The sequence below is a fragment of the Flavobacterium glaciei genome (assembly GCF_003350545.1).
In the GTDB taxonomy this organism is placed as follows: Bacteria; Bacteroidota; Bacteroidia; order Flavobacteriales; family Flavobacteriaceae; genus Flavobacterium; species Flavobacterium glaciei.
On record NZ_QQBA01000006.1, the window covers coordinates 124,712 to 145,909 of the forward strand.

Consider the following 21,198-nt stretch of genomic DNA (forward strand, 5'->3'; position numbering starts at 1 on the left):
CCTAAATTAAATAAATTTTAAAAACCAACGGCTTTATTATCACCTCTCTTATCTGCACCACCTTCTAATTTTCCATTTGGTAGAACTAAAACAGCATCAACTTCACCAATAATTTCTTTGTTTTTTTCATTGATTAGATATCCTTTTTTCTTCAAATTATTTAATAGTTCTTTATCGAAAGAATTAGGTTCAAAAGTAATTTCGTCCGGCATCCATTGATGATGAAAACGGGGTGCATTTACTGCTTCTTGCATACTCATATCAAATTCATACACATTCAAAATCGTTTGCAACACCGATGTGATAATGGTGGAACCTCCCGGCGTTCCTACAACCATAAATAATTTATTGTCTTTTTCGACAATCGTTGGCGTCATGGAACTCAACATTCTTTTTCCGGGAGCAATGCTGTTAGCTTCACTTCCAGTCAGTCCATATAAGTTAGGAACTCCTGGTTTAGCACTGAAATCATCCATCTGATTATTCAAAAAGAAACCCAATTCATCGCAATATATCTTAGAACCATAATTATCATTCAAAGTAGTTGTTGCTGAAACTGCATTACCTTCAGCATCTACAATAGAATAATGAGTGGTTTGATTGCTTTCATATCCTTTAATTTCTCCGTGAGCAATATCCGAAGACTTAGAAGCTTGATCGAATGAAAAATCACGCATTCTTTTTTCTAAATAAGATGGACTTAGTAATTCTTTAATTGGAAGTTTTACAAAATCTGGATCACCCAAGAAATAATTCCTGTCAGCATACGCTCTTCGTTCTGCTTCTGTAATTACTTGAATCGTTTTTACGCTGTTGTGACCCATTTGCGAAAGGTTGTAGGGCTCAATCATTTTCATGATTTGATTGAGACAAATTCCACCGCTACTTGGAGGAGACATCGAAGTGATTTTTAAATTTTTATATTGAAAAGTAATTGGAGTTCGCCACATGGCATCATAACTTTTTAAATCTTCAATTGTAGCATTTCCGCCTTTTTTAGCCAGAAAAGCAACTAACTTTTGAGCAGTTTCTCCTTTGTAAAATTCATCCCGACCGTTTTTAGCAATTCGTTTTAATGTTGCTGCTAATGCGGTATATTTTATCGTATCATTTTCTTTATATGCTTTAGAAAACAAACTATTCTTACCATTGCTTTTTATAAAGGAAGCTCTGTAATAAGCCAAGCTTTCGGCTTGAAATTTAGTTACAACAACGCCTCTTTCTGCCAAGGCAATTACTGGTTTTAGAATTTCACTTATAGGTAAAGAACCATATTTTTTATGCACTTCAAATATTCCTGCAATCGTACCCGGAATTCCCGATGCTAAAGCCGTTGCAGTACTTTTCCCTTCAATTACATTTTTTTTTTTGTCCAGAAACATATCTTTTGTGGCTGCTAAAGGTGCTTTTTCTCTATAATCTATAGCTCCAGTTTCTCCATTGGCTTTTCTGAAAACCATGAAACCTCCACCACCAATATTTCCTGCTTGTGGATGAGAAACCGCTAATGCCAGTTCTGTGGCAACCATCGCGTCAAAAGCATTTCCACCTTTTTTCATGATTTCCACTCCAATCTGTGAAGCTTCTTCACGAGCAGAAACTACCATAGCTTTTGATGTTACTAATCCGGTTGGTTCTACCGTTTTTTCATTCGATTTACAACCTAAAACGGCCAAGGCAAGTAGGAAAATTATTTTTTTCATTGTACAATATATTTAGTTGTATTGTTTTGGTTGTTTTTAATCAGTAATGCTACAAATGGTTTAACCACATAGAGACATAGAATTTTAGTTTGCTTATTAAAGAAGCTTCGCATAGTAATAGATTTCATAGACGAATTTAATTATTCTTTTGGTAAAGTTTTATAAAATTCATTAACAAAGGTCTTTTGTCCTTCTTTGAAAATATTATAACAATTAAAATTTATCAATATACCTTTAGGAGATTTTAATAATTTCATATGATTCAAAAGTTTTGCTTCAAAAGCAGGATGCATTTCTGTTACTGCTTTGAACTCAATAACAATTAAGTTTTCAACTAACAAATCACATCTAAAATCAGATTCCATGATTTTACCTTTGTAAATGACGGGTATTTTAAGCTCTGATATAAAATTAATATTCCGCACCCGTAATTCCTCTTTCATGCATTGGTGATAGACACTTTCTAATAAACCCCTACCCATGATTTTATGAACTTCTATCGCTGCTCCAATAATTTGAAAGCTTAATTCATTTAGATATTTTTGTGTAGTCATATTTAGCCATTTCGAATTTTAATGTACTTTAAACTTTATTGTTTTAATTAAAATATTGTCTTTGAAATATTACTATGTTTAAAAATTATTTTCTAATCTTTTATTGTAATTAAAAACAAACCTATGTTTCTATGTGGTAAATAAATTAACCAATTCTTTTTTGTGTTGCAAAAACGTTCAATTCTTGAAAGAAACTCGTGAATTCCTCTTCAAATTCTGAGTAAAATTCAGAAAGTTCATTAGTAGCAAACCGCATTTTAGATTCATTTTTAGTTCGTTGATCCATTTGAGTCAAAATACGATGGATTCCTTCGATTGTTTGATAACTCACCAACCAGTTTTGTTCGATCATATAAGGCATTATTTGCTTGGTTCTTTCTGAAAGAATACTATGGTTATCGTGTAAGGATTGATAAAATCGATTGACAAATTCTTCTAGTTTTTCATCGGAATACCTATTCCAATTTTTAGCTAAAAAATGATCGTAAAATACATCCACTATTACACCTGCATAATGATGGTATTTTTCATGCAGTTTTTTAGTGCTTTGCCTAAAAATGGGATGTGCATCGGTAAAAGTGTCAATGGCACGATGCAGAATGATTCCTTTTTGAATTTCTAATGGATAACATTCAAAATGCTTCCCCCGAATTCCATCAGCCATAAAATTGCCAATTTTGATTGAATCATTTTCACCAGAAAGATAGATGTGTGCTAGAAAATTCATTCGCCTAATTTAGGAATTTAAATGAGGAATTTTGAAATCTAAATGACTTTTATAAACCGTCAATTATTATATTTGTGAGCTATTTAAAATTTATAATTCAAAAATTAAAATAATAATCAATGACTTTAATAAAATCAATATCAGGAATACGTGGAACTATCGGAGGTAAAGTTGGTGATAATCTGACTCCTGTTGATGCAGTTAAATTTGCTTCGGCGTATGGAACTTGGTTGAAAAAATATATTGGTAAAGAAAAAATCACTGTTGTTGTAGGTCGTGATGCCCGTATTTCGGGACCAATGATTCATAATTTAGTGGTAAACACTTTAATTGGTTTAGGAATTGACGTGATTGATTTAGGTCTTTCGACGACGCCAACTGTGGAGGTTGCTGTTCCTCTTGAAAAAGCTGAAGGTGGAATAATCCTTACGGCTTCTCACAACCCAAAACAATGGAATGCCTTGAAATTATTGAATGAAAAAGGAGAATTCTTAAACGGAGAAGAAGGACTTAAAATTCTTGAAATTGCTGAAGCGGAAGCTTTCGATTTCTCGGATGTGGATGATTTAGGCGAAATTATGATTAACGATGCTTACATGGATATTCATATTGACGAGGTACTAAATTTACCTTTGGTAGATGTTGATGCCGTAAAAGCAGCTAAATTTAAAGTCGTTGTGGATGGCGTAAATTCTTCGGGGGGAATAATTATACCAAGATTATTGGAATTAATGGGCGTTGAAGTGGTCGAATTATATTGCGAACCTAACGGACATTTCCCTCATAATCCAGAACCGTTGAAAGAGCATTTGACTGATATTTCAGAATTAGTTGTTAAAGAAAAAGCCGATTTAGGAATCGTTGTTGATCCAGATGTTGATCGTTTGGCTTTCATTTGTGAAGACGGAGAAATGTTTGGCGAAGAATACACTTTGGTAGCTTGCGCTGATTATGTTTTGAGTAAAACTCCTGGAAATACGGTATCGAATATGTCATCTTCCCGCGCCTTGCGTGATGTAACCAACTTGCACAACGGAAGCTATGAAGCTAGTGCAGTAGGTGAGGTGAACGTAGTGGAATTGATGAAGAAGAACAATGCAGTTATTGGTGGTGAAGGAAACGGAGGGATTATATATCCTGAGTTGCATTACGGTCGTGATAGTTTGGTAGGAGTTGCTTTGTTTTTAACACATTTAGCCAACAAAAAAATGACAGTTTCGGCCTTGCGTGCTTCGTATCCGGAGTATTATATGAGCAAAAACAAAATTGAATTGACACCACAAATTGATGTCGATGCGATTCTAATTGCTATGACCGAGAAATATAAAAATGAAGATATTACTACTATTGATGGAGTCAAAATTGATTTTGCTGAAAATTGGGTACATCTTAGAAAATCAAATACGGAACCAATTATTCGTATTTATACCGAAGCTTCTTCACAAGAAAAAGCAGATACTTTAGCACTTCGAATCATTGATGAAATAAAAGCTGTAGCTGGGTTATAAAAGTGGTCAAAAAGATTAAATATAGTAAGCCTGTTCGATTAATTGAACAGGCTTTTTTTATCTTGAAATGGATTTGAATTTAAATTATTTCATATTCGTTATTTCCGTTTCATCCTCTTTGGTCCATACCAGAGCCAGAATCCTGTGATGGTAAATATCAAAAGTGCCAGTCCCATGACGGTAGTGTAAACCAGTTTTATAATTCCGTTGCCAGTCTTGAAATAATCATCAAGAATTGATCCATCATGTACTTTTTCAATAAAGTCAGACCGTCTTCTTTCAATATGTAATAATTGCCCAGTAGCTCCGTCAAGTTGAATTCCCCAAAAGTTCTCGGCAAAGATAAATTTTACCATTCCTTTATCTTTTTTAATCTCAATTCGTTCCAGTTCCAGCGTAGCGTCTTTTGAAATAGAGTCTAATAAAATTTTGCAGGCATTTTTGTGTAAACTATCTATAGGAAGCCAATCTTTTAAATGTACTGAGGTTCCCTGAAATGATTTTGATTGCAGCAACCCGCCACTATTTTTTTTCCAACCTAATAATATTCCTGTGACGGAAACAAAAAAGAAAAAAATAAACAAAAAAGCTCCAGTTGTTCGGTGAATTTTTCTGAATATCCTGAGCAATTTTGCTTGTTGTTTCCTTTGATTATTTTCGGTCATTTTAATTTTTGTGTTTTGATTTAAAGATGGTCTAAAGTCTCTTTTATAATAGTGTAGTTACTGGTTTAAATCGAAGGCAATAACATATGTAAAAAGTAACAATGTACGAATATACAAAGCAATCTCTAAAATTATCAAAAAATTTATTGGAATAAATCTAAAACCAGTCTTGCCTGTTTTGAGTTTGACAAAGGATAAAATTATAAATAAGCTTTAAAGTTAAAGCAAATACTAAAAATTTACTCTAAAACTTATATTAGGTGTTAAGCCCAATGATTTGTTATCTACCTGAATGGCATCTTTCGAGTCATTTGGATTGACTTTATAATACCTATTGATAATATTATCTTGATTAGTAATATTAATTACACCTGCAGTAAACGAAGCCTTAATAGATTCCGATAGATTGAAATGATAATTCAAAGAAGCATCTAATCGTATGAAATTATCAAGATTTTCACTGTTTGGAGAATCATAGTTTACCAGAGTATTATTTCCGTTTATAACGGTTTCATTATTATCAATTGGTTTTGTAAAAGGCTGACCATTTCTCAATACACCACCAACTGCTACTTTTAGATTTTTAGTAATATCATAATTAAAACCAAGCGATACTGAATGTCTTATATCAACATTATTAGGAAATGTTGAAGGGGTAAAAGTATCAAATTCATAATTATTTGTACTAAACGTGTAACTCACCCAAACGCTATATTGACGCGCAGTTTTATTGGCCAAAAATTCTAAACCCTTAGCTGTGTAACTTCCATTTGCGGTCTCATACTGAAAACGGTTATAGAAACCCTGATTAGAAGCGGTAATGCCATCAACAATTTTATAAAAAGCTGTGGCCTCGATATTTAGTTTGTTTTTATTGAATTCCATACCAAAAGAACCTTGTTTGCTTGTGGCAATTGGAATGTCTTTATCATTTACTAAAACCCAACGTCTTTTTTCAACACCTAAAAAATCATCTTCAAAATCCACGATTTGAGTAGTGGATTGATTTTTAAATTCCCCTTCTAATTTTATAGCGAATAGATTTGATAATTTTTGTCGAATGTTTATTCTTGGCTCGACCAAAAGTTTTTCGAATTTTTGAAAATAATTCAAACGCATTCCAACTCTTAGGTAAGTTTTATCGTTATTAAATTCTACTTCAGAAAACAAGGCATGGTTCAACAAAACATCTTTTTTGGTACTCGAGAAAAATGGAGCACTAACAGTGGTTTGATTCAACATTCCTGTTTCATTAAATTGATACCCAAACAACAAATTTAAGTGGTCATTTTTTTTGTAATTGGTATTGATTTTAGCGCCAGTTTCTAGCACTTCATTGGCTTCTGTCAAGCGCTGATCCGTTTCTACTCTGTAATCAGTAGCATCAATATTGTATCTGGAGAAGTAAGTGATAAAGTTTGAACTTAGTTTTGAATTCCATTGTGCTTTCCAATTCCCGCCGTAACCAATATTTTTCTGGGATAAATTACTGGTTTTAGATTGGGTTTGGGTTGTATTGATGCGACGTTCCGAATAATCTAAAGCGTTATTGATACCAATGATATTTGCTCTGAATTGATGTTTTTCGTTTAAATCAAAAAGTAGCTTAGCCGTATAATCATAAAAATAAAAATCAGATGATGTATCATGCTGGTCACTATCTGCATTGATTTCAGTATCCTGAAAACTACGTTCAAAGTATTTAGTGTATGTAGGTGATTTAAGCAAATCAGTAATCGAACGACGTCCTGAAATATGTAGTTCTAATTTTTTAGTTATAGGAATTTCTAAATAGGTTTCAGCGCTAATAGAGTTAATTCCTGCTCCTCCAGAAAAGGTATTGGTGACTACATCTTTCGTATGCATATTGATTGTGCTGGATACGCCATCACTATATTCAGCACTTGTTCCGTTTTTACTAACGATAACTTTGTTCGTAAGATTAGGATTGTAGGGAGATATTAATCCGAAAAAATGTCCAGAATGGTACATTTTGATATTATCCCAAAGTACTAAATTCTGATCGTTTGTTCCGCCTCGCACATTTATGTTTGCGATGCTTTCATTAGTGCTTTCTACCCCAGGAAGTACTTGAACGGATTGCAAAATATCAGGTTCTATTAATCCTGGAAGAATTCCGAATTTTTTAGTATTTAAAACGGTACTTCCATCTAGGTATTTTTGTAATCCTGGCGTTAAATACACATTTATCAAAACCTGATTTAGCTCTTCATTTTTTGTAGGTAGAACAATTTCCTTGCAATTGTTTTGTGCAGAAAATAATTCGTAAGCCGAAATTAGTTTGGATTCAAAACCCATATACGAAATGGTCAGCGTTGCATTTATTGGAATATTCTGCAATTTGAATGTACCATTTCTATCTGTTAATGTGCTTCTTCCGATATTGTTTACAAAAATGGATGCGCCAACTAAAAGAGATTTCATATCATCAGAAAAAACTATACCACAAACCGATATTGCTTTGTTTAAAACAGAAACGGTAACATATCGGTCGTCTAAAGCTTTAAAATTCAGTAGTGTTTTCGAGTTTAGAAAATCAATAGTTTCCTTTAATGTAAAGGTAACTTTTGGTTTTTCAATTGAAATATTTGCTACATCTTCAACAGCATACGAAAACTTGATGTTAAATTGTTTTTCGAGAGTAATAATTACCTCACTTAAAGGTATTTTTTTTGTTGAATTTTGTCCAAGACAAATACTGCCACTAAAAAGTAACGCAAAAATCAACCATTTATTTAGCACCATAGTTGTAAAATAAAACAGTTTTGCCTTGAATCTTGTAACTTAATTTTAGCGGAATTGTAATCGCTTGAAGGGCTATTTCTTTATTAGTGTGGGTAAAACTTCCCGTAAAAAGTTTTGAAGTATCGACACTTTCTACTTTAATTTTTATATCGTATTGACGTTCCAACTCTGCAATAACTTGATCTAATGGAATCTTAGTAAAGCTCGATTCTTGTTGAATCCACGAAGGGTTTTGGCCATTAAAATCTTCAACGTTTTCAATGGTGCCATTTATAACTCGGAAGGTTTTTCCTGGAGGTAAATTAATAGTTTTATTATTATAAGTTACACTTACCAAACCTTCGTAGCAATTTACTTCAAAATAGTTTTTGCGTTCTTTTACGTTAAATTGCGTTCCTAAAACGGTTACAACTCCTGCGGTTGTATTTACACTAAAAGTTTGCCCTTTCTGCACTTTAAAAAAAGCTTCTCCTTCTAGAATTAACGTTCTGCTATCGGCCCATTTTTTCTCGTTAAAACTTAATTTTGAAGCAGAATTTAATATTACTGTAGAGCTATCTGGAAGAGTAAGTGATTTTGTTTGTGCTAATTGTGTTTCAAATGAAGTAATGTTATTAAAAAACAAGAAATAGGCAGAGGTTAACATAATGGCAAGAACCGCAGCTACTCTATAAAATGTTTTGAAGTTTAAAGTTCTTACTTTTGTTTTCTTTTTAGAATGGTTTCGTGCATTGAAAGCTTCCAAGGCAGCGTATGCATCTACTTTTGGAGTATCCAATTGTGTTGCATAATAATTAATCTTTTCAAGTATTTGCAAATCTTCGGATTGTTTTAAATCTTCAATTTCTTGGCTTGAAAGCTGATTATTGAACCATTTTAATATATCTTTTTCGTTTTTCATTTCTATATCTATATGTATAAGACAACTAACTTTTAAATTACCCTACAGATTAATGATTTATTATATATTTTCTATTTGGGCTTTTAAAATTTGGAGTGCCCCAGACATTCTTTTTTCAACTGTTTTTTGAGAAATATCGAGTAATTCAGCTATTTCCCGATACTTTTTTCCCTCTATTCGATTTAATAAAAAAACTTCCCGTTGTACTTCGCTTAATGATGCAATCGCTTTGGTGAGTTTTTGTTTAAATTCTTCTTCTTCAAATAAATATTCGGGACTTTGATTATTAGTGTCTAAGTTTGAGGCATCTTTTACATACCTCAATACTACTTTTTGATGCTTTATGTTATTTAGGAATAAATTATTAATACAGGTAAACAAATAGGTCTTGACCTTGCTAAAGTCAATTTTAGAACAATTCTCCCAAATTTTGGTAAACGCATCTTGCACTAAATCTAAAGCAGCTTCTTCATCACCACATTTGTAGTATGCAAAATTATTTGCTGATTGTAAGTGCTTTAAGTAAAAGTCTCTAAAGTGATTTTCTTCGCAAAGGGTACTTTTTTCGTAGCTCATGGAGTATAAATTCATTTTTTGTAGGGTGTAAATGTAAAATATTTTTTTAAAAAGCAATTGTTATAACGTTAATTGCTTTTTTTGTGTAAAATATTTATAATCTTAAGTATTTGATTTATTGATATTTATGAATTTATTTGTAATGGTTTATATTTTTTTTAAAAATTTCTATAGGGTAAAAATAAGTATAGTTGTCTTACTAATAGAAAGGCGTTAAAAAACATCGCTTGTAAATATAAAAAATACATTAAATTTGAAAATTATGAAAAAATTAAAAATTGTTACAGGAATTGCATTGATGACAATCTTAGGTTTTACATCATGCCAAAGTGAAATTGATGAAGTACAAGGAGAAAATCCAAATACGAATTCAGCTAATTCAACTACAACTACTAACCTTAAACGTACTGCTATGTACGATGGTTCGTTTGATGATTTCTTGGATGGAGCATCATGTTCCTCTATTGTATTACCGGCTACGGCTAAAGTTAACGGGGTTCAAGTTTCTATTTTAAGTCAATTAGATTACCAACAGGTTATTTCTATTTTAGGAAAGTTTAACGATGATCAAGATACTGTTGTTTTACAATTTCCTTTAAAAGTAAGATTAAATAATTATACAGATGTAGCAGTAGCTAATCAAACGGAGTATAATGCAATTCTTAATGCATGTAAATCAGCAGAAGCTTCAAGTCAAGATGCTATTTCATCAGTCAATATCAGTTTTCCAATTACAATTTTAACCTACAATTTAAGTTTGCAACAAACAGGAAGTATTGTAATAACATCCAAACAACAATTATATGCGTATATGTCTAAAGTAAGTAGCACGGAATTATTTTCGGTAAACTACCCAATTTCACTGACAATTGCGGACGGAACAAAAATGACTATTTCCAGTGATGCTGAATTGCAAGCCGCTATAAATGCATCATTAAAAACAGAAGCAGCGATGGCAGCAGCAGTTCAAAATGGAAAAAAGTTAGAAACAATTTTAGTTAATGGAAAGTTCAAGGTAGATTCATTTATTAGTTCAGGAGTAAATTCAGCAAATAATTATAAAGATTTCACGATTGATTTCGCAAATAATTTATCTGTAAAAGCTGTAAATTTGGTAAATACTACTGTAAATGGGACTTATGCTGTAAGCTCGGAATTAGATGTTTTTCTAAAACTAAATTTTTCTGGTGATGCTTCGTTTACATTATTAAATAATAGATGGAAAGTAACAAGTTTTACTGCTTCTACAATAACATTGCAAAGCTCTACTAATGCAGCAGTAAAATTAGTTTTGAAACAAATATAGCTAGATTTAAGTTAGTAGTTTAATAAGAACAGCTACTTAAAATAGTGCAGCTGTTCTTATTTATATAAACTTAATAATAAAAGTAATAATGAAAAAAGTAATTTATTTACTAACGATTGGTTTATTGCTCTCTGTAGTATCATGTTCAAAAGAAGATGATACAATAGATAATCCAGTAGCAATAAATCCATTAACGAATAAACAGCCAACGGGAAGTTCTTCAAACGATTTGTTATCTGATAAAAAGTTCAAAAGCATGGTTGTTGAAGTGGTATTTGTAGCTGGTTTTGAACCAAGCAGTACTACTATCAATAATTTTGTAAATTTTCTTAAAGCTAGAACAAACAAACCAAACGGTATAAGTGTTATAAAACGTTCCATTCCTTCTCCAGGAATTTCGCCATACACTAATGAGGAGATTGTAAATATAGAAGATGCGAATAGAACAAAATTTAACAATGCTGATGAAATAGCTGTTTGGGCATTTTTTACAGATGGAAAATCTTCTAAAGACACAGATACTTCGGTAATTCTTGGGACGGCGTACAGAAATACTTCTTTTGTTATATTTGAACAAACTATTCATGGTTTAAGTGACAGTCCTTTTAAACCGAGTAGAAGTTTATTAGAAACAACGGTCATCACACATGAATTTGGACATATATTAGGATTGACAAATCTTGGTACAGCCTTACAAAGCAATCACGAAGATGCCGAACATCCAAAACATTGTATTGAAAAAAAGTGTTTGATGTATTGGTCTTCAGAAACTGGAGGTGGTATTTCCAGTATGGTTTCAGGTGGTACAGCTCCACAATTAGATGCTCAATGTATTGCAGATTTACGTGCCAATGGAGGAAAATAAAAGTATAATTTGAATAATCATAAAAACAGAAAAACATGAAATTAAAACAGATTACAATTGCTTTATTCTTGGGTGTTATAGGAACAATTAATGCGCAAGACAGTACAATTCCTAAATCGAATGGAGGAATTAAAGGAGGTTATAATTTAGCCGCAGTAAGTTTTGACGGAGATGGAGAAACAGAGCAGCGACATGGTTTTCATATAGGAGTTTATGGTGAGTCATTTATTAGTGAAAGTTTTTCTATTCAACCTGAATTAATGTATTCTCAACAAGGATACGAGATTACAAATAGTAGTGGAACTTTTACGCAAAAGTTAGATTACATTAATTTACCATTAATGCTTAAAGCTTATCCTTCTAAAAATTTCTTTTTTGAGGCGGGTCCACAAATTGGATTAGCAATTTCGCATAAAGAAGAATATGATGGTCTTTTTAGTGGGTCACAAGAGTATGATCCTAATAATTTTGATTGGGGTATGAATTTTGGAGGAGGATTTAAAACGGATTCCGGTGTCAGTCTGGGAGTACGTTATCATTTAGGTTTAGGCGATTTATATGATGATGGCAAAGCTCAAAACAGAGTATTGCAGTTCTCATTAGGGTTTGATTTATAATCGTAAATAGGTGTCAAAAACAGAATGCCCAAGAAATTTTCTTGGGCATTTTTTTATATGTTTCCGAAAGTGAAATTTCTGATTTATCTTTTAAAAAGACACTTTATAAATTATTCCTGCGGTGAATTCCCGAGTTAATCCGTCAGGGCGAACTTCTCGAACTACAAATGGTGTGGCTAAAGATAATTCGATGCTGTTTTTAGTATTAATGGCATACGAACCAATTATATTTCCGTTAATGGTCAATCCATCAGAGTTTTTTATGGTTTCTCTATTTCCAAAAGCATTCTCAAAACTATCTTCTCCTAAATGGTAAATCAATAATACATTGGGTTTAAAAGTAAACTTTTTATTAGAAGTTTGAAACGTATATGTTGTTCGAAATAAAGCATCAGATTTTCTTTTGAATAAATTAGTGGAAGGAAAATCATCTGTATTAGAGAATTCCTTGAAATACGAATTTTTATTATTATTGAAAACAGGAATTTGAATGACCGTATTAAAATCCCATTGTTTATAATTAAGATTAAGGCCTGCAATGAAATCAAAAGTTCCCAAACTAGATTGATAGTCTAAAGGAAGTGAAAACTCATTTATTTTAAGATTTGAACTCGTAAAAGGTATTTTAAAACCCACAAGTGAACTCCATTGCATATTCATTTTTGGTTTCCAATTGTAATTTCCTATCAAATAGGCATCACCAAAAGCGCCTCGTTCACCAAAACTGCCACTTGCAACAGAATACGTAATTTTAGAACTTAGCGACAATCGTTCGTTTATAGTTCTGGTATAGGTGATGTAAGGTGAAATGTAAGTGACATCAGCTTCGCCAGCACCAAAAATACTTCCTATTTCAATCCCGTTTTTTAATTCTTTATCTGAAGTTTGAAAACCGTTTCCAATAGAACAAATTCCGGCATCGCTGCATCCTTGCGCAAAGGAGTTAGAGAATATCCCAATGGCGATGATTAGCATTAGTTTTTTCATAAATCATGTTTTAATTTTGAGATAATTGTGCTACTGCAAAAAGATGACTGTATTGTTGGCAGTGAATTAGTACATATTTATAGGCAGAAACATTAATCTGCGTTGGAATTGCATATACCGTGGAAGATGTTAAATTGCCTAGGTTTACAAAATCTGTAGGGGTGATGTTTTTAGATAGGTATACTTTCAAATCAGGACCACTGGAAACACTGAAATCTTCTAATCGAACTTCATTCTGATTTCCATTCAAATAAATTTTAGCCGAACCGGTAACTTTAATTCCTGATGTTGGCATGAAATTACCCGTAGCAATTGGAGGTGTATTTTCAGGAATTGGAGTGCTTAACTCAGCATCACGGGTCAAATCGCCTTCAACTTCGCAAGAAAGTAGAAGCAATGAAAGAGGTAGTAGAAAAACAATTTTTTTCATAGCTAAAATGTTTTTTAATTCGTTAATCAAATATAAAACGAATGAAAATTATAGTTTGTCAGCTACTTTACATTTGGGTCATGTTTATTGATTTATTTGATATCAGTATTAACAAAAATTGAAAATGACTATTTAGTAAAAATCAATATCTTTGAAATCAAATTAGACAGCGATGATTACCAAAGAAGTTTCAACATCATTAGAGCAATATTTTAAACAGTATCGCGATAACATAATCGGAATAAATCAAGAATTTGAATCTCCTTACGGACACAAACAAATTATTTATACGGATTGGACTGCCAGTGGTCGTTTGTATCGTCCTATTGAAGAAAAATTAATGAATCAATTTGGTCCATTTGTGGCCAATACTCATACTGAAACCACAGTTTCGGGAACTGCAATGACTAAAGCGTATCATCAGGCGCGTCATATTATTAAACATCATGTGAATGCGAGTGTTGATGATGTTTTGATTACAGACGGAACAGGAATGACTGGCGTTGTCAATAAATTTCAGAGAATTCTTGGTTTAAAAGTACCCGAAAATTTAAAAAATTTCATCACCATTCCAGCTGAAAAGAAACCAATTGTTTTTATTTCGCACATGGAACACCATTCCAATCAAACTTCTTGGTTAGAAACTATAGCTGATGTTGAAGTTATTCCTTCAACTGAAGATGGATTATTCTGTATTGAAAATTTGGAATTATTACTGGAAAAATACAAAGAAAGACCATTTAAAATAGCTTCTATTACCTCATGTTCGAATGTTACAGGAATTAAAACGCCATATCATGAAGTGGCAAAAATAATGCATCATCATAACGGACTTTGTTTCGTAGATTTTGCTTGTTCAGGTCCTTATGTAAAAATCGATATGCATCCTGAAGATGCTGAAAGTTATCTAGATGCCATTTTCTTTTCACCACATAAATTCCTTGGTGGACCAGGAACTTGCGGAGTTTTAGTCTTTAATAAAAAATTATATCAAAATTTAGTACCTGATAATCCTGGTGGTGGAACAGTAAGTTGGACAAATCCATGGGGCGAACACAAGTACATCGATAATATAGAAGATAGGGAAGATGGCGGTACGCCAGGTTTTCTACAGGTTATAAAAACAGCATTGGCTATCCAGTTGAAAGAGCAAATGGGTATTGAAAATATCTTAAATAGAGAGCACGAAATTGTAGATTATATTTTCTCAGAGTTAGGTACTGTATCCAATATTAAAATTTTAGCAGGACAGCATCATGATAGGTTAGGGGTAATTTCTTTCTTTGTTGAAGACTTGCATTTTAACTTGGGTGTAAAATTGCTGAATGATAAATTCGGAATTCAAACTCGTGGCGGATGTAGTTGTGCGGGAACCTACGGACACTTTTTATTGCATGTAGACCAGGAAACTTCGCATAAATTAATTGATGAAATTACACTTGGGGATTTAATCAGAAAACCGGGCTGGATTAGAATGTCGATTCATCCTACTACTACAAATGCTGAAATCGAATTTGTATGTAACGGAATAAAATCATTGGCTGAAAATCATAAAACTTGGGCTTTGGATTATGCTTATAATTCAGCTACTAATGAATTCATAAACAAGAATGCCCAACCTTTAGAGGATGAATTGGTTAAAAACTGGTTTTCTTTATAAAAGTTTAGTTTTTAAAGAATTAAAAAAATCACTAATTCGAAAACGATTGTTTTTGAATTAGTGATTTTTTTTAACTGCTACTAAACACTGATCACTATCGCTTGTGTTTCCATCTTTTATGCGTCCAGAAATAATATTCAGGAGCTTCTAGAATTTGTTTTTCGACTTCTCTTAAAAAAGTATCGGTGATTTCAAAATCAGGAATTGAAGTTGGATTATCTGTAATGGGAACAAAAGTAGCTTCATAAAAACCTCTTTTTACTTTTTTTACTTTTACAAAAAGAACGTTCAAGTCGTATTTTTTGGCAAGCATTTCGGCACCAGTGTGAACGGGTACTTCAACACCCATGAATTTATCCCAATGAAAAGCTCTATTTAATTTTGGAGATTGATCACTGGCAAGTCCGTACATACTTAGAATCCCGTTTTTTTGGTTTTCTGCCATCAACGGAATAGCCTTATTAGTTTCAACTAATTCAGCATTGTATTTTGAACGGATGTCTCTTACAAGTTTATCAAAGTATTTATTAGCAATTTTTTTATATACACCTATTCCTTTAAAGATAGTTTTCTCGTTAGTAGTCAATAACCACTCCCAACTCGCATAATGAGATGCTAATAAAACAGCACTTTTCCCTTTTTTTTCATATTCCTTTACCAATTCAATATTGGTAATTACAAACCTTCGGTTCATTTCATCCGCAGAAATTGTCATGGTTTTAATCATTTCTAAAAACATATCACACAAGTGCTGGTACGATTTTTTTTCGATTATAAGACGTTCCTTCTCGCTAAGATGAGGTAATGCCAGAGCTAAATTTTCCTTTACGGTTTTTTTGCGATAGCCTACAATATAATAAACAACTAAATAGATGAAATCAGAAAACCAGTAGAAAATCCTAAATGGAAGTATAGAAATAATCCATAAAAAAGGGAAGGTTATGATAAAAACAAGAAATTGCATGCCGTTATTTTTCTTGCAAATATATACCAAAAATGTTGACTGATATAAAATTTGACTGCTTACTGTATCTGTATTTGAGAATGACTATCTTTACAATTCACAATAAATATATTTTATGAATACTGTTTTAATAGCAATAATTGTAGTAAATGTTTTGATTAGTTACAAAGGTTTTAATGACCTTTCTTTTTTTAGAAAATATGAGTTTCATGTTGGAAGTATTCGTTCCGGAGAACAAATCAGGATGTTATCTTCTGGTTTTTTGCATGCTGATATGACGCATTTGATTTTTAATATGTTGACACTTTGGTTTTTTGCTCCGGTTGTCATAAGTTATTTAGGTGATTTAGGTGATTTTTCGTTTTTGCTAGTCTATTTTGGAAGTTTGATTTTTGGAAGTTTGCTAACGATGGTTTTTCATAAAAACGATTATGGATATAGGGCTGTTGGAGCTTCCGGTGCTGTAACTGGAGTTTTATACTCGGCCATATTATTACAACCAGATATGATGCTGGGAATCTTTTTTGTTATACCTATGCCTGCTTATATTTTTGGTATCCTTTATTTGTTGTATTCTATTTACGGCATGAAAGCTAAGAATGATAACATAGGCCATACTGCGCATTTTGGGGGCGCTGTAGGAGGTTATTTGATTACTTTATTAAAAGAACCTACATTATTAGTAGATCATACTTTAATGGTGATATTATTAGCAATTCCAATAGTTATTCTTTTTGTAATGGAAAAATTGGGGAAATTATAATGGCACAACTTTTGAAAAGGAATTAGTACAAACAATTAAAATATATTAAAATGAAAAAAGCACTATTGATTTTATCAGTTTTATTTATTTCTATGTCTTACGGACAAGAAGTGAAACAAGTTGCTCAAATAAATGTAAGCGGAGAAGGAAAAGTAAAGGTTACACCAGATCAAGCTACTTTAGCAGTAACTGTTGAAACAAAAGGGAATAATGCTAAAGATGTAAAAAAACAAAACGACGAAAAGATAGAGGCGGTTATAAAATTTATAAAAAAAATGAATTTAGCGCCGGCAGATTATAAAACGCAACGTGTTTCACTGAATCCACAATACGATTATGAAAAAAAGAAACACAGTTATAATGCCACTCAGACAATTGAAATTTTATTAAGAGATTTATCAAAATATGATGAATTGATGGAGGGTTTGGTAAATGAAGGAATTAATAGAATTGATAATGTTACTTTTCAATCTTCAAAATTAGCACAATATCAATCGGAGGCTAGAAAATTAGCGATGAAAGAGGCAAAATTGAAAGCAGAGGATTATGTTTCTGTTTTAGGACAAAAAGTAGGGCGTGCCATGACTATATCTGACAATTCACAAACGTATTATCCACAACCAATGTATGCCGCTATGAAAACTATGGAAAGCGCTGATTCTAGTGCTCCTAGAGAAACGCTTGCGGTTGGAGAAATCAATATTACAGCTAATGTTACTGTAAGTTTTATTTTAGAATAAAGAAGTTAAAATAATAGTTTAGGAAATCCCATCTCAAATTAAAAGGAGATGGGATTTTTTTTTGAATCAACTATTTCTAAAATAAGAGGAAAGTATCGATTATTGAAAATAATAAAAACGTCTCAATTGCTTGAAACGTTTTAGTGGGGAGAGCAGTCCCGAATCCCGACACTTTGGGGCGGGAGAACCTGCTAAATTTTTTGCAAAAAAAAACGTCTCAATTACTTGAAACGTTTTAGTGGGGAGAGCAGGATTCGAACCTGCGAAGTTTGCACAGCAGATTTACAGTCTGCCCTCGTTGGCCGCTTGAGTATCTCCCCAAAGCCTTTGAGTACAACACTTATTTGTTGTAAGCGGTTGCAAATATAGAAACAGTTTTGGTTTCTACAAACTAATTTGACACTTAATTTCACTATTATTTTTAATGTATTGGTATTGAATAAAATAAAAAATCTCCACTAGGGAGATTTTTTATTTTATAGGTGTAAATACTATTATTTCGCTAGAAGTTCTATAACTTTTGCTCTTAGTGCATCACCTCTTAAATCTTTTGCAACTATATTTCCAGACGCATCCAGAATAAAAGTAGCCGGTATTGATTGTACTTTATATTGAGCAGCTATTGGTTCGTCCCAAAATTTTAAATTTGAAACATGATTCCAAGTTAGCTTATCTTTTGCAATAGCATCTTTCCAAGCTTTAGCATCTTTATCTAAAGATACTCCAATTATGTTAAGACCTTTGCTGTGTAACTCTTTGTAAATTGCAACAACATTTGGATTTTCTTGTCTACATGGTCCACACCATGAAGCCCAAAAGTCAACAATTGTAACTTTTCCTAAATTTTCTTTTAGAGATATTACTTTCCCCTGTGGATTAGGACCTGAAAAATCTGATCTTCATTTAGCCTCGGCAGCTGGAGCTACTGGAGCAGCACCTACGGCAGGCATTTTTAGTTCAGCCAGTTTTGCTTTGATAGCAATACCCGGTTTAGTTTTTTTCAATGACTCTTCTAAACTGTTGTACAATTTTTCAGATTTAGCTACATCTGCGGTTGGGTCATTTAACATACCTTGAATAATCAAAGCAGAAATGAATGCTTTAGGGTGTGTTTCAGCATAAGTTACATATTTAGCTTTAGACGCTACACCAACTTCTTCTTGAATAATAGAAAATTCTTGCATCAACTTGTTGATTACAACAGTATCTTTAGTTTGTTGAGCAGTTTCCATAGCTTTCATATTTTTATTTTGGAAATCCATAAGTTTCTTTTGAACTTTAGTAATTTCTTCATTAAATGCTACGTATTCATCATTATTATAAGTTCCTGAAACTTTAGATTTTTGAATACTATCTTTGTTAATTGCAATAGTAACTTCTGCATTTTCTAATATAAAAGGTATTTTAGCTTGAGCTCCTTCTAATTGAATAGTGTAGAAAGCAGGTTCAGTTATAGTTCCTTTCATTTCGAATTTACCGTTTTCAACTTTTACAGTGTCTTTTGGTAACATCATTCCGGTTGCATCTTGTGTTTCTAAGATAATAGTTTTACCATTTTCAATTCCTTCTGCAGTTCCAGTAATTAGATATTCGTCTTTGCCAACTTTGCTACAAGAAATTAAAACTACAGCTGCCGAAAGTAATACAATTATTTTTTTCATTATTAATTAGTTAATTGAGTTAAGGTTGCAAAAGTATTTAAAAAATATAAAATACATATTATTTTGGAACCTAAATTTTTGTTATAATTTTTAATTCTTAATTAGAGTGTATTACGTGTTTTATTTAAGAATATTTTGTAATAAAATCATTCTTTTCTTAAAACTAAATATTGATTTAAAATTCACATTGTGCTATTTAATTACTTGTTATGTTGAGTAAAAAAAAAACGATGTAAAATTTAGAGATAAAAAAAGCATCCTGGTTAAGGATGCTTAGTCGTTTTTTGTGATTTTGTAAAATCTAGTCTTGGTTGATTGTTTTTCTCCAAGTATAAGAATTTAGGATATGTCTTTTTGCAAACCTTGTAGGAGAGTCAGCATTAACCATTTTTACATAAGTTGCTTTAGGAACACTAATGTATTCATAAACACTTCCATTTGAAAAGTTGATTATCAATCTTCCTTCAACAAATTTATAATCTGTAATTGTAGAAGTTGAGATTGTCTCAGTATATTCTGGTAAATTTTGTTTAATCGTTTCAGGATTAATACTTACTAAGAAATGATATGCTTCAATGATTTTTTTACTATTTTCTTCAGCAGCTTTTAATCCGGCTTCATCGCCCTGAAATTTATCAGGATGCGCTTCTTTCATGGCATTACGATAAATTGTTTTCAAATCTTTTAGCTCAGCAGTTTTATCTACATTAAGCAATTTGCGGTATTCAACTATTTTTTTCATAAATATGGTAACTACTTGTCTTTTACTATTAAATCAATCTAATTTGATTTCAAAATCGACAAATTTTTTGCAAAGGTACACTTTTTTTTAAATTTATAGTTTGTGATAAAAAAATATTCAAAAAAAAGAATTTGAATTTATTTTTTTGCCCAGAACTAATAAAAAAATTATTGCTGAGGTTTATTATTGGCTTTATCGAAGTTTTTTGATTTTTTTGGATATTTATTATAACTGATATCACTAGGATTCTCAATAATTGATTTTATTGTAATCCAATCGCCAACAGTGTGCTTTTGTGCCATTTTGTAGTCTAAAAGATACTCACCACAAAAAAAGTTGTTGTTTTCATCTTTTTCCATAATTCCGGTGTAAACACCTTTTTGTAACATTCTTTCTTCTGAAGCTTTGGTCATAATCCCTTGTATTTTTGTTAATTCTAATTGGCAAAGTTAATCAAAATATTACTTGTCTTATCATAATTTAGACTTTCTGATTACCTTTGTTTAATGGAAAAAAATTTTCGCCCCAATCCTAATTCTTTCAAAAATACTTTTTGTGTTTTCCAGGAGGTTTCTTTGGATAGTACAGAAGGATTAGAATTGCAATACGATAGTAAATCTGGAAGTAAATATTTTTATACTAAAGAGGGAATGTTTCGTTTGTCTAATCATTGGGGACGACTGGCTAATAGTAAATGGCGCTTAGAACCATTGGATCCAGAAACTGAATCTAAAACAAAATTAGGCTTTGCACCTTGGGTCAACTTTTATACAGACAATGCCATAGAGGAACTATATTATTTAGAGGCGAATTACCAAAATAAAACGGTCAATTATCAACATAAAATGAACCCAAATTATGATAATAAAGCTATCCTAAGAACCAGTACAGAAACCACAAAAAGAATTAAACAAGTTCGAAATTTATTTAATCTGACTTCCTGGGCTAAGTATATGGTTTATGATGATTTAGATTTTTTAAGAAAAAAAATTATAGATGAATTAATTTTCACCAATAAACCATTAGAAGATATAAAAAGAGAATTGAATGATATCTCATAACA

Annotated in this window: 21 protein-coding genes, 1 tRNA gene and 1 pseudogene; 8 read left to right on the plus strand and 15 right to left on the minus strand. The window is 31.9% G+C overall.

What is annotated here, in order from left to right:
- Window positions 1-17: 17 nt before the first annotated feature.
- The 3 genes from ggt to DFR66_RS07295 form a co-directional block, all read right to left on the minus strand.
- Window positions 18-1,703 (minus strand): gamma-glutamyltransferase, encoded by a 1,686-nt coding sequence (gene ggt / locus DFR66_RS07285; RefSeq protein ID WP_114754180.1) that lies wholly within the window; start codon window positions 1,701-1,703, stop codon window positions 18-20.
- 140 nt (window positions 1,704-1,843) lie between these two features.
- On the minus strand, window positions 1,844-2,257 hold the full coding sequence (locus DFR66_RS07290; RefSeq protein ID WP_114754181.1) for a GxxExxY protein: 414 nt from the start codon (window positions 2,255-2,257) through the stop codon (window positions 1,844-1,846).
- A 145-nt stretch (window positions 2,258-2,402) separates the two neighbouring features.
- Window positions 2,403-2,984, minus strand: coding sequence for an acyl carrier protein phosphodiesterase (locus tag DFR66_RS07295; protein ID WP_114754182.1), 582 nt, complete (start codon window positions 2,982-2,984; stop codon window positions 2,403-2,405).
- A gap of 119 nt (window positions 2,985-3,103) precedes the next feature.
- Between DFR66_RS07295 and glmM the strand changes: the two genes are divergently transcribed.
- Window positions 3,104-4,492, plus strand: a complete 1,389-nt coding sequence (gene glmM / locus DFR66_RS07300; RefSeq protein ID WP_114754183.1) for a phosphoglucosamine mutase — start codon at window positions 3,104-3,106, stop codon at window positions 4,490-4,492.
- 98 nt (window positions 4,493-4,590) lie between these two features.
- Here the strand turns inward: glmM and DFR66_RS07305 are convergent, their stop codons facing one another.
- The 4 genes from DFR66_RS07305 to DFR66_RS07320 form a co-directional block, all read right to left on the minus strand.
- Entirely contained in the window at window positions 4,591-5,157 is a 567-nt protein-coding gene (locus DFR66_RS07305; RefSeq protein ID WP_114754184.1) for a PepSY domain-containing protein, read from the minus strand.
- A gap of 231 nt (window positions 5,158-5,388) precedes the next feature.
- Complete coding sequence (locus DFR66_RS07310; RefSeq protein WP_114754185.1) at window positions 5,389-7,923, minus strand: TonB-dependent receptor; 2,535 nt, start codon at window positions 7,921-7,923, stop codon at window positions 5,389-5,391.
- Window positions 7,910-8,824: a FecR family protein gene (locus DFR66_RS07315; RefSeq protein ID WP_114754186.1), complete on the minus strand. Its 915-nt coding sequence runs from the start codon at window positions 8,822-8,824 to the stop codon at window positions 7,910-7,912. The genes DFR66_RS07310 and DFR66_RS07315 overlap by 14 nt, the downstream gene beginning before the upstream one ends.
- A gap of 60 nt (window positions 8,825-8,884) precedes the next feature.
- On the minus strand, window positions 8,885-9,400 hold the full coding sequence (locus DFR66_RS07320; RefSeq protein ID WP_114754187.1) for an RNA polymerase sigma factor: 516 nt from the start codon (window positions 9,398-9,400) through the stop codon (window positions 8,885-8,887).
- A gap of 262 nt (window positions 9,401-9,662) precedes the next feature.
- On the opposite strand from DFR66_RS07320, the gene DFR66_RS07325 reads away from it, so the two are divergent.
- From DFR66_RS07325 to DFR66_RS07335, 3 genes are all read left to right on the plus strand, one after another.
- The gene (locus DFR66_RS07325; RefSeq protein WP_114754188.1) at window positions 9,663-10,706 is read left to right on the plus strand and encodes a hypothetical protein; all 1,044 of its coding nucleotides are present in this window, start codon (window positions 9,663-9,665) and stop codon (window positions 10,704-10,706) included.
- A gap of 88 nt (window positions 10,707-10,794) precedes the next feature.
- Complete coding sequence (locus DFR66_RS07330; RefSeq protein ID WP_114754189.1) at window positions 10,795-11,571, plus strand: zinc metalloprotease; 777 nt, start codon at window positions 10,795-10,797, stop codon at window positions 11,569-11,571.
- 35 nt (window positions 11,572-11,606) lie between these two features.
- Window positions 11,607-12,188 carry a porin family protein gene (locus tag DFR66_RS07335; RefSeq protein ID WP_114754190.1) on the plus strand — a complete coding sequence of 194 codons (582 nt, stop codon included), beginning with the start codon at window positions 11,607-11,609 and terminating at the stop codon, window positions 12,186-12,188.
- 90 nt (window positions 12,189-12,278) lie between these two features.
- Here the strand turns inward: DFR66_RS07335 and DFR66_RS07340 are convergent, their stop codons facing one another.
- Both DFR66_RS07340 and DFR66_RS07345 read right to left on the minus strand, forming a co-directional pair.
- Window positions 12,279-13,175, minus strand: coding sequence for a hypothetical protein (locus DFR66_RS07340; RefSeq protein WP_167400495.1), 897 nt, complete (start codon window positions 13,173-13,175; stop codon window positions 12,279-12,281).
- 10 nt (window positions 13,176-13,185) lie between these two features.
- Window positions 13,186-13,605, minus strand: a complete 420-nt coding sequence (locus tag DFR66_RS07345; RefSeq protein WP_114754191.1) for a DM13 domain-containing protein — start codon at window positions 13,603-13,605, stop codon at window positions 13,186-13,188.
- 172 nt (window positions 13,606-13,777) lie between these two features.
- Here DFR66_RS07345 and DFR66_RS07350 point away from each other — a divergent pair, with 172 nt between their 5' ends.
- Window positions 13,778-15,265 (plus strand): aminotransferase class V-fold PLP-dependent enzyme, encoded by a 1,488-nt coding sequence (locus tag DFR66_RS07350; protein WP_114754192.1) that lies wholly within the window; start codon window positions 13,778-13,780, stop codon window positions 15,263-15,265.
- Between the two features lie 94 nt (window positions 15,266-15,359).
- Here the strand turns inward: DFR66_RS07350 and DFR66_RS07355 are convergent, their stop codons facing one another.
- Entirely contained in the window at window positions 15,360-16,229 is an 870-nt protein-coding gene (locus DFR66_RS07355; RefSeq protein ID WP_114754193.1) for a lysophospholipid acyltransferase family protein, read from the minus strand.
- Between the two features lie 115 nt (window positions 16,230-16,344).
- Here DFR66_RS07355 and DFR66_RS07360 point away from each other — a divergent pair, with 115 nt between their 5' ends.
- A complete protein-coding gene (locus DFR66_RS07360) occupies window positions 16,345-16,992 on the plus strand; it encodes a rhomboid family intramembrane serine protease (RefSeq protein ID WP_114754194.1) in 648 nt (215 codons plus the stop codon).
- A gap of 50 nt (window positions 16,993-17,042) precedes the next feature.
- On the plus strand, window positions 17,043-17,732 hold the full coding sequence (locus DFR66_RS07365) for an SIMPL domain-containing protein (protein WP_114754195.1): 690 nt from the start codon (window positions 17,043-17,045) through the stop codon (window positions 17,730-17,732).
- 239 nt (window positions 17,733-17,971) lie between these two features.
- On the opposite strand, the gene DFR66_RS07370 is transcribed toward DFR66_RS07365, so the two are convergent.
- From DFR66_RS07370 to DFR66_RS07390, 5 genes and pseudogenes are all read right to left on the minus strand, one after another.
- A tRNA-Tyr gene (locus DFR66_RS07370) sits at window positions 17,972-18,052 on the minus strand.
- Window positions 18,053-18,226: 174 nt separating this feature from the next.
- Window positions 18,227-18,613 (minus strand): annotated as a pseudogene (locus DFR66_RS14170) (TlpA family protein disulfide reductase); the annotation flags it as partial.
- Window positions 18,614-18,631: 18 nt separating this feature from the next.
- Complete coding sequence (locus DFR66_RS07380) at window positions 18,632-19,393, minus strand: DUF4369 domain-containing protein (protein ID WP_114754196.1); 762 nt, start codon at window positions 19,391-19,393, stop codon at window positions 18,632-18,634.
- A 301-nt stretch (window positions 19,394-19,694) separates the two neighbouring features.
- Window positions 19,695-20,135, minus strand: coding sequence for a KTSC domain-containing protein (locus tag DFR66_RS07385; RefSeq protein ID WP_114754197.1), 441 nt, complete (start codon window positions 20,133-20,135; stop codon window positions 19,695-19,697).
- A 167-nt stretch (window positions 20,136-20,302) separates the two neighbouring features.
- Window positions 20,303-20,548 (minus strand): hypothetical protein, encoded by a 246-nt coding sequence (locus tag DFR66_RS07390; protein ID WP_035672083.1) that lies wholly within the window; start codon window positions 20,546-20,548, stop codon window positions 20,303-20,305.
- A 93-nt stretch (window positions 20,549-20,641) separates the two neighbouring features.
- Between DFR66_RS07390 and DFR66_RS07395 the strand changes: the two genes are divergently transcribed.
- On the plus strand, window positions 20,642-21,196 hold the full coding sequence (locus DFR66_RS07395) for a hypothetical protein (protein ID WP_114754198.1): 555 nt from the start codon (window positions 20,642-20,644) through the stop codon (window positions 21,194-21,196).
- Window positions 21,197-21,198: the final 2 nt, after the last annotated feature.

What these genes read in the sequence shown, in the direction of transcription:
- DFR66_RS07320 (WP_114754187.1), bottom strand. Translation starts at nt 9,400, where the DNA reads ATGAGCTACGAAAAAAGTACCCTTTGCGAAGAAAATCACTTTAGAGAC.
- ggt (WP_114754180.1), bottom strand. Translation starts at nt 1,703, where the DNA reads ATGAAAAAAATAATTTTCCTACTTGCCTTGGCCGTTTTAGGTTGTAAA.
- DFR66_RS07385 (WP_114754197.1), bottom strand. Translation starts at nt 20,135, where the DNA reads ATGAAAAAAATAGTTGAATACCGCAAATTGCTTAATGTAGATAAAACT.
- DFR66_RS07390 (WP_035672083.1), bottom strand. Translation starts at nt 20,548, where the DNA reads ATGACCAAAGCTTCAGAAGAAAGAATGTTACAAAAAGGTGTTTACACC.
- DFR66_RS07315 (WP_114754186.1), bottom strand. Translation starts at nt 8,824, where the DNA reads ATGAAAAACGAAAAAGATATATTAAAATGGTTCAATAATCAGCTTTCA.
- DFR66_RS07365 (WP_114754195.1), top strand. Translation starts at nt 17,043, where the DNA reads ATGAAAAAAGCACTATTGATTTTATCAGTTTTATTTATTTCTATGTCT.
- DFR66_RS07335 (WP_114754190.1), top strand. Translation starts at nt 11,607, where the DNA reads ATGAAATTAAAACAGATTACAATTGCTTTATTCTTGGGTGTTATAGGA.
- DFR66_RS07345 (WP_114754191.1), bottom strand. Translation starts at nt 13,605, where the DNA reads ATGAAAAAAATTGTTTTTCTACTACCTCTTTCATTGCTTCTACTTTCT.
- DFR66_RS07380 (WP_114754196.1), bottom strand. Translation starts at nt 19,393, where the DNA reads ATGAAAAAAATAATTGTATTACTTTCGGCAGCTGTAGTTTTAATTTCT.
- DFR66_RS07360 (WP_114754194.1), top strand. Translation starts at nt 16,345, where the DNA reads ATGAATACTGTTTTAATAGCAATAATTGTAGTAAATGTTTTGATTAGT.
- glmM (WP_114754183.1), top strand. Translation starts at nt 3,104, where the DNA reads ATGACTTTAATAAAATCAATATCAGGAATACGTGGAACTATCGGAGGT.
- DFR66_RS07310 (WP_114754185.1), bottom strand. Translation starts at nt 7,923, where the DNA reads ATGGTGCTAAATAAATGGTTGATTTTTGCGTTACTTTTTAGTGGCAGT.
- DFR66_RS07330 (WP_114754189.1), top strand. Translation starts at nt 10,795, where the DNA reads ATGAAAAAAGTAATTTATTTACTAACGATTGGTTTATTGCTCTCTGTA.
- DFR66_RS07290 (WP_114754181.1), bottom strand. Translation starts at nt 2,257, where the DNA reads ATGACTACACAAAAATATCTAAATGAATTAAGCTTTCAAATTATTGGA.
- DFR66_RS07305 (WP_114754184.1), bottom strand. Translation starts at nt 5,157, where the DNA reads ATGACCGAAAATAATCAAAGGAAACAACAAGCAAAATTGCTCAGGATA.
- DFR66_RS07350 (WP_114754192.1), top strand. Translation starts at nt 13,778, where the DNA reads ATGATTACCAAAGAAGTTTCAACATCATTAGAGCAATATTTTAAACAG.
- DFR66_RS07340 (WP_167400495.1), bottom strand. Translation starts at nt 13,175, where the DNA reads ATGAAAAAACTAATGCTAATCATCGCCATTGGGATATTCTCTAACTCC.
- DFR66_RS07325 (WP_114754188.1), top strand. Translation starts at nt 9,663, where the DNA reads ATGAAAAAATTAAAAATTGTTACAGGAATTGCATTGATGACAATCTTA.
- DFR66_RS07395 (WP_114754198.1), top strand. Translation starts at nt 20,642, where the DNA reads ATGGAAAAAAATTTTCGCCCCAATCCTAATTCTTTCAAAAATACTTTT.
- DFR66_RS07355 (WP_114754193.1), bottom strand. Translation starts at nt 16,229, where the DNA reads ATGCAATTTCTTGTTTTTATCATAACCTTCCCTTTTTTATGGATTATT.
- DFR66_RS07295 (WP_114754182.1), bottom strand. Translation starts at nt 2,984, where the DNA reads ATGAATTTTCTAGCACACATCTATCTTTCTGGTGAAAATGATTCAATC.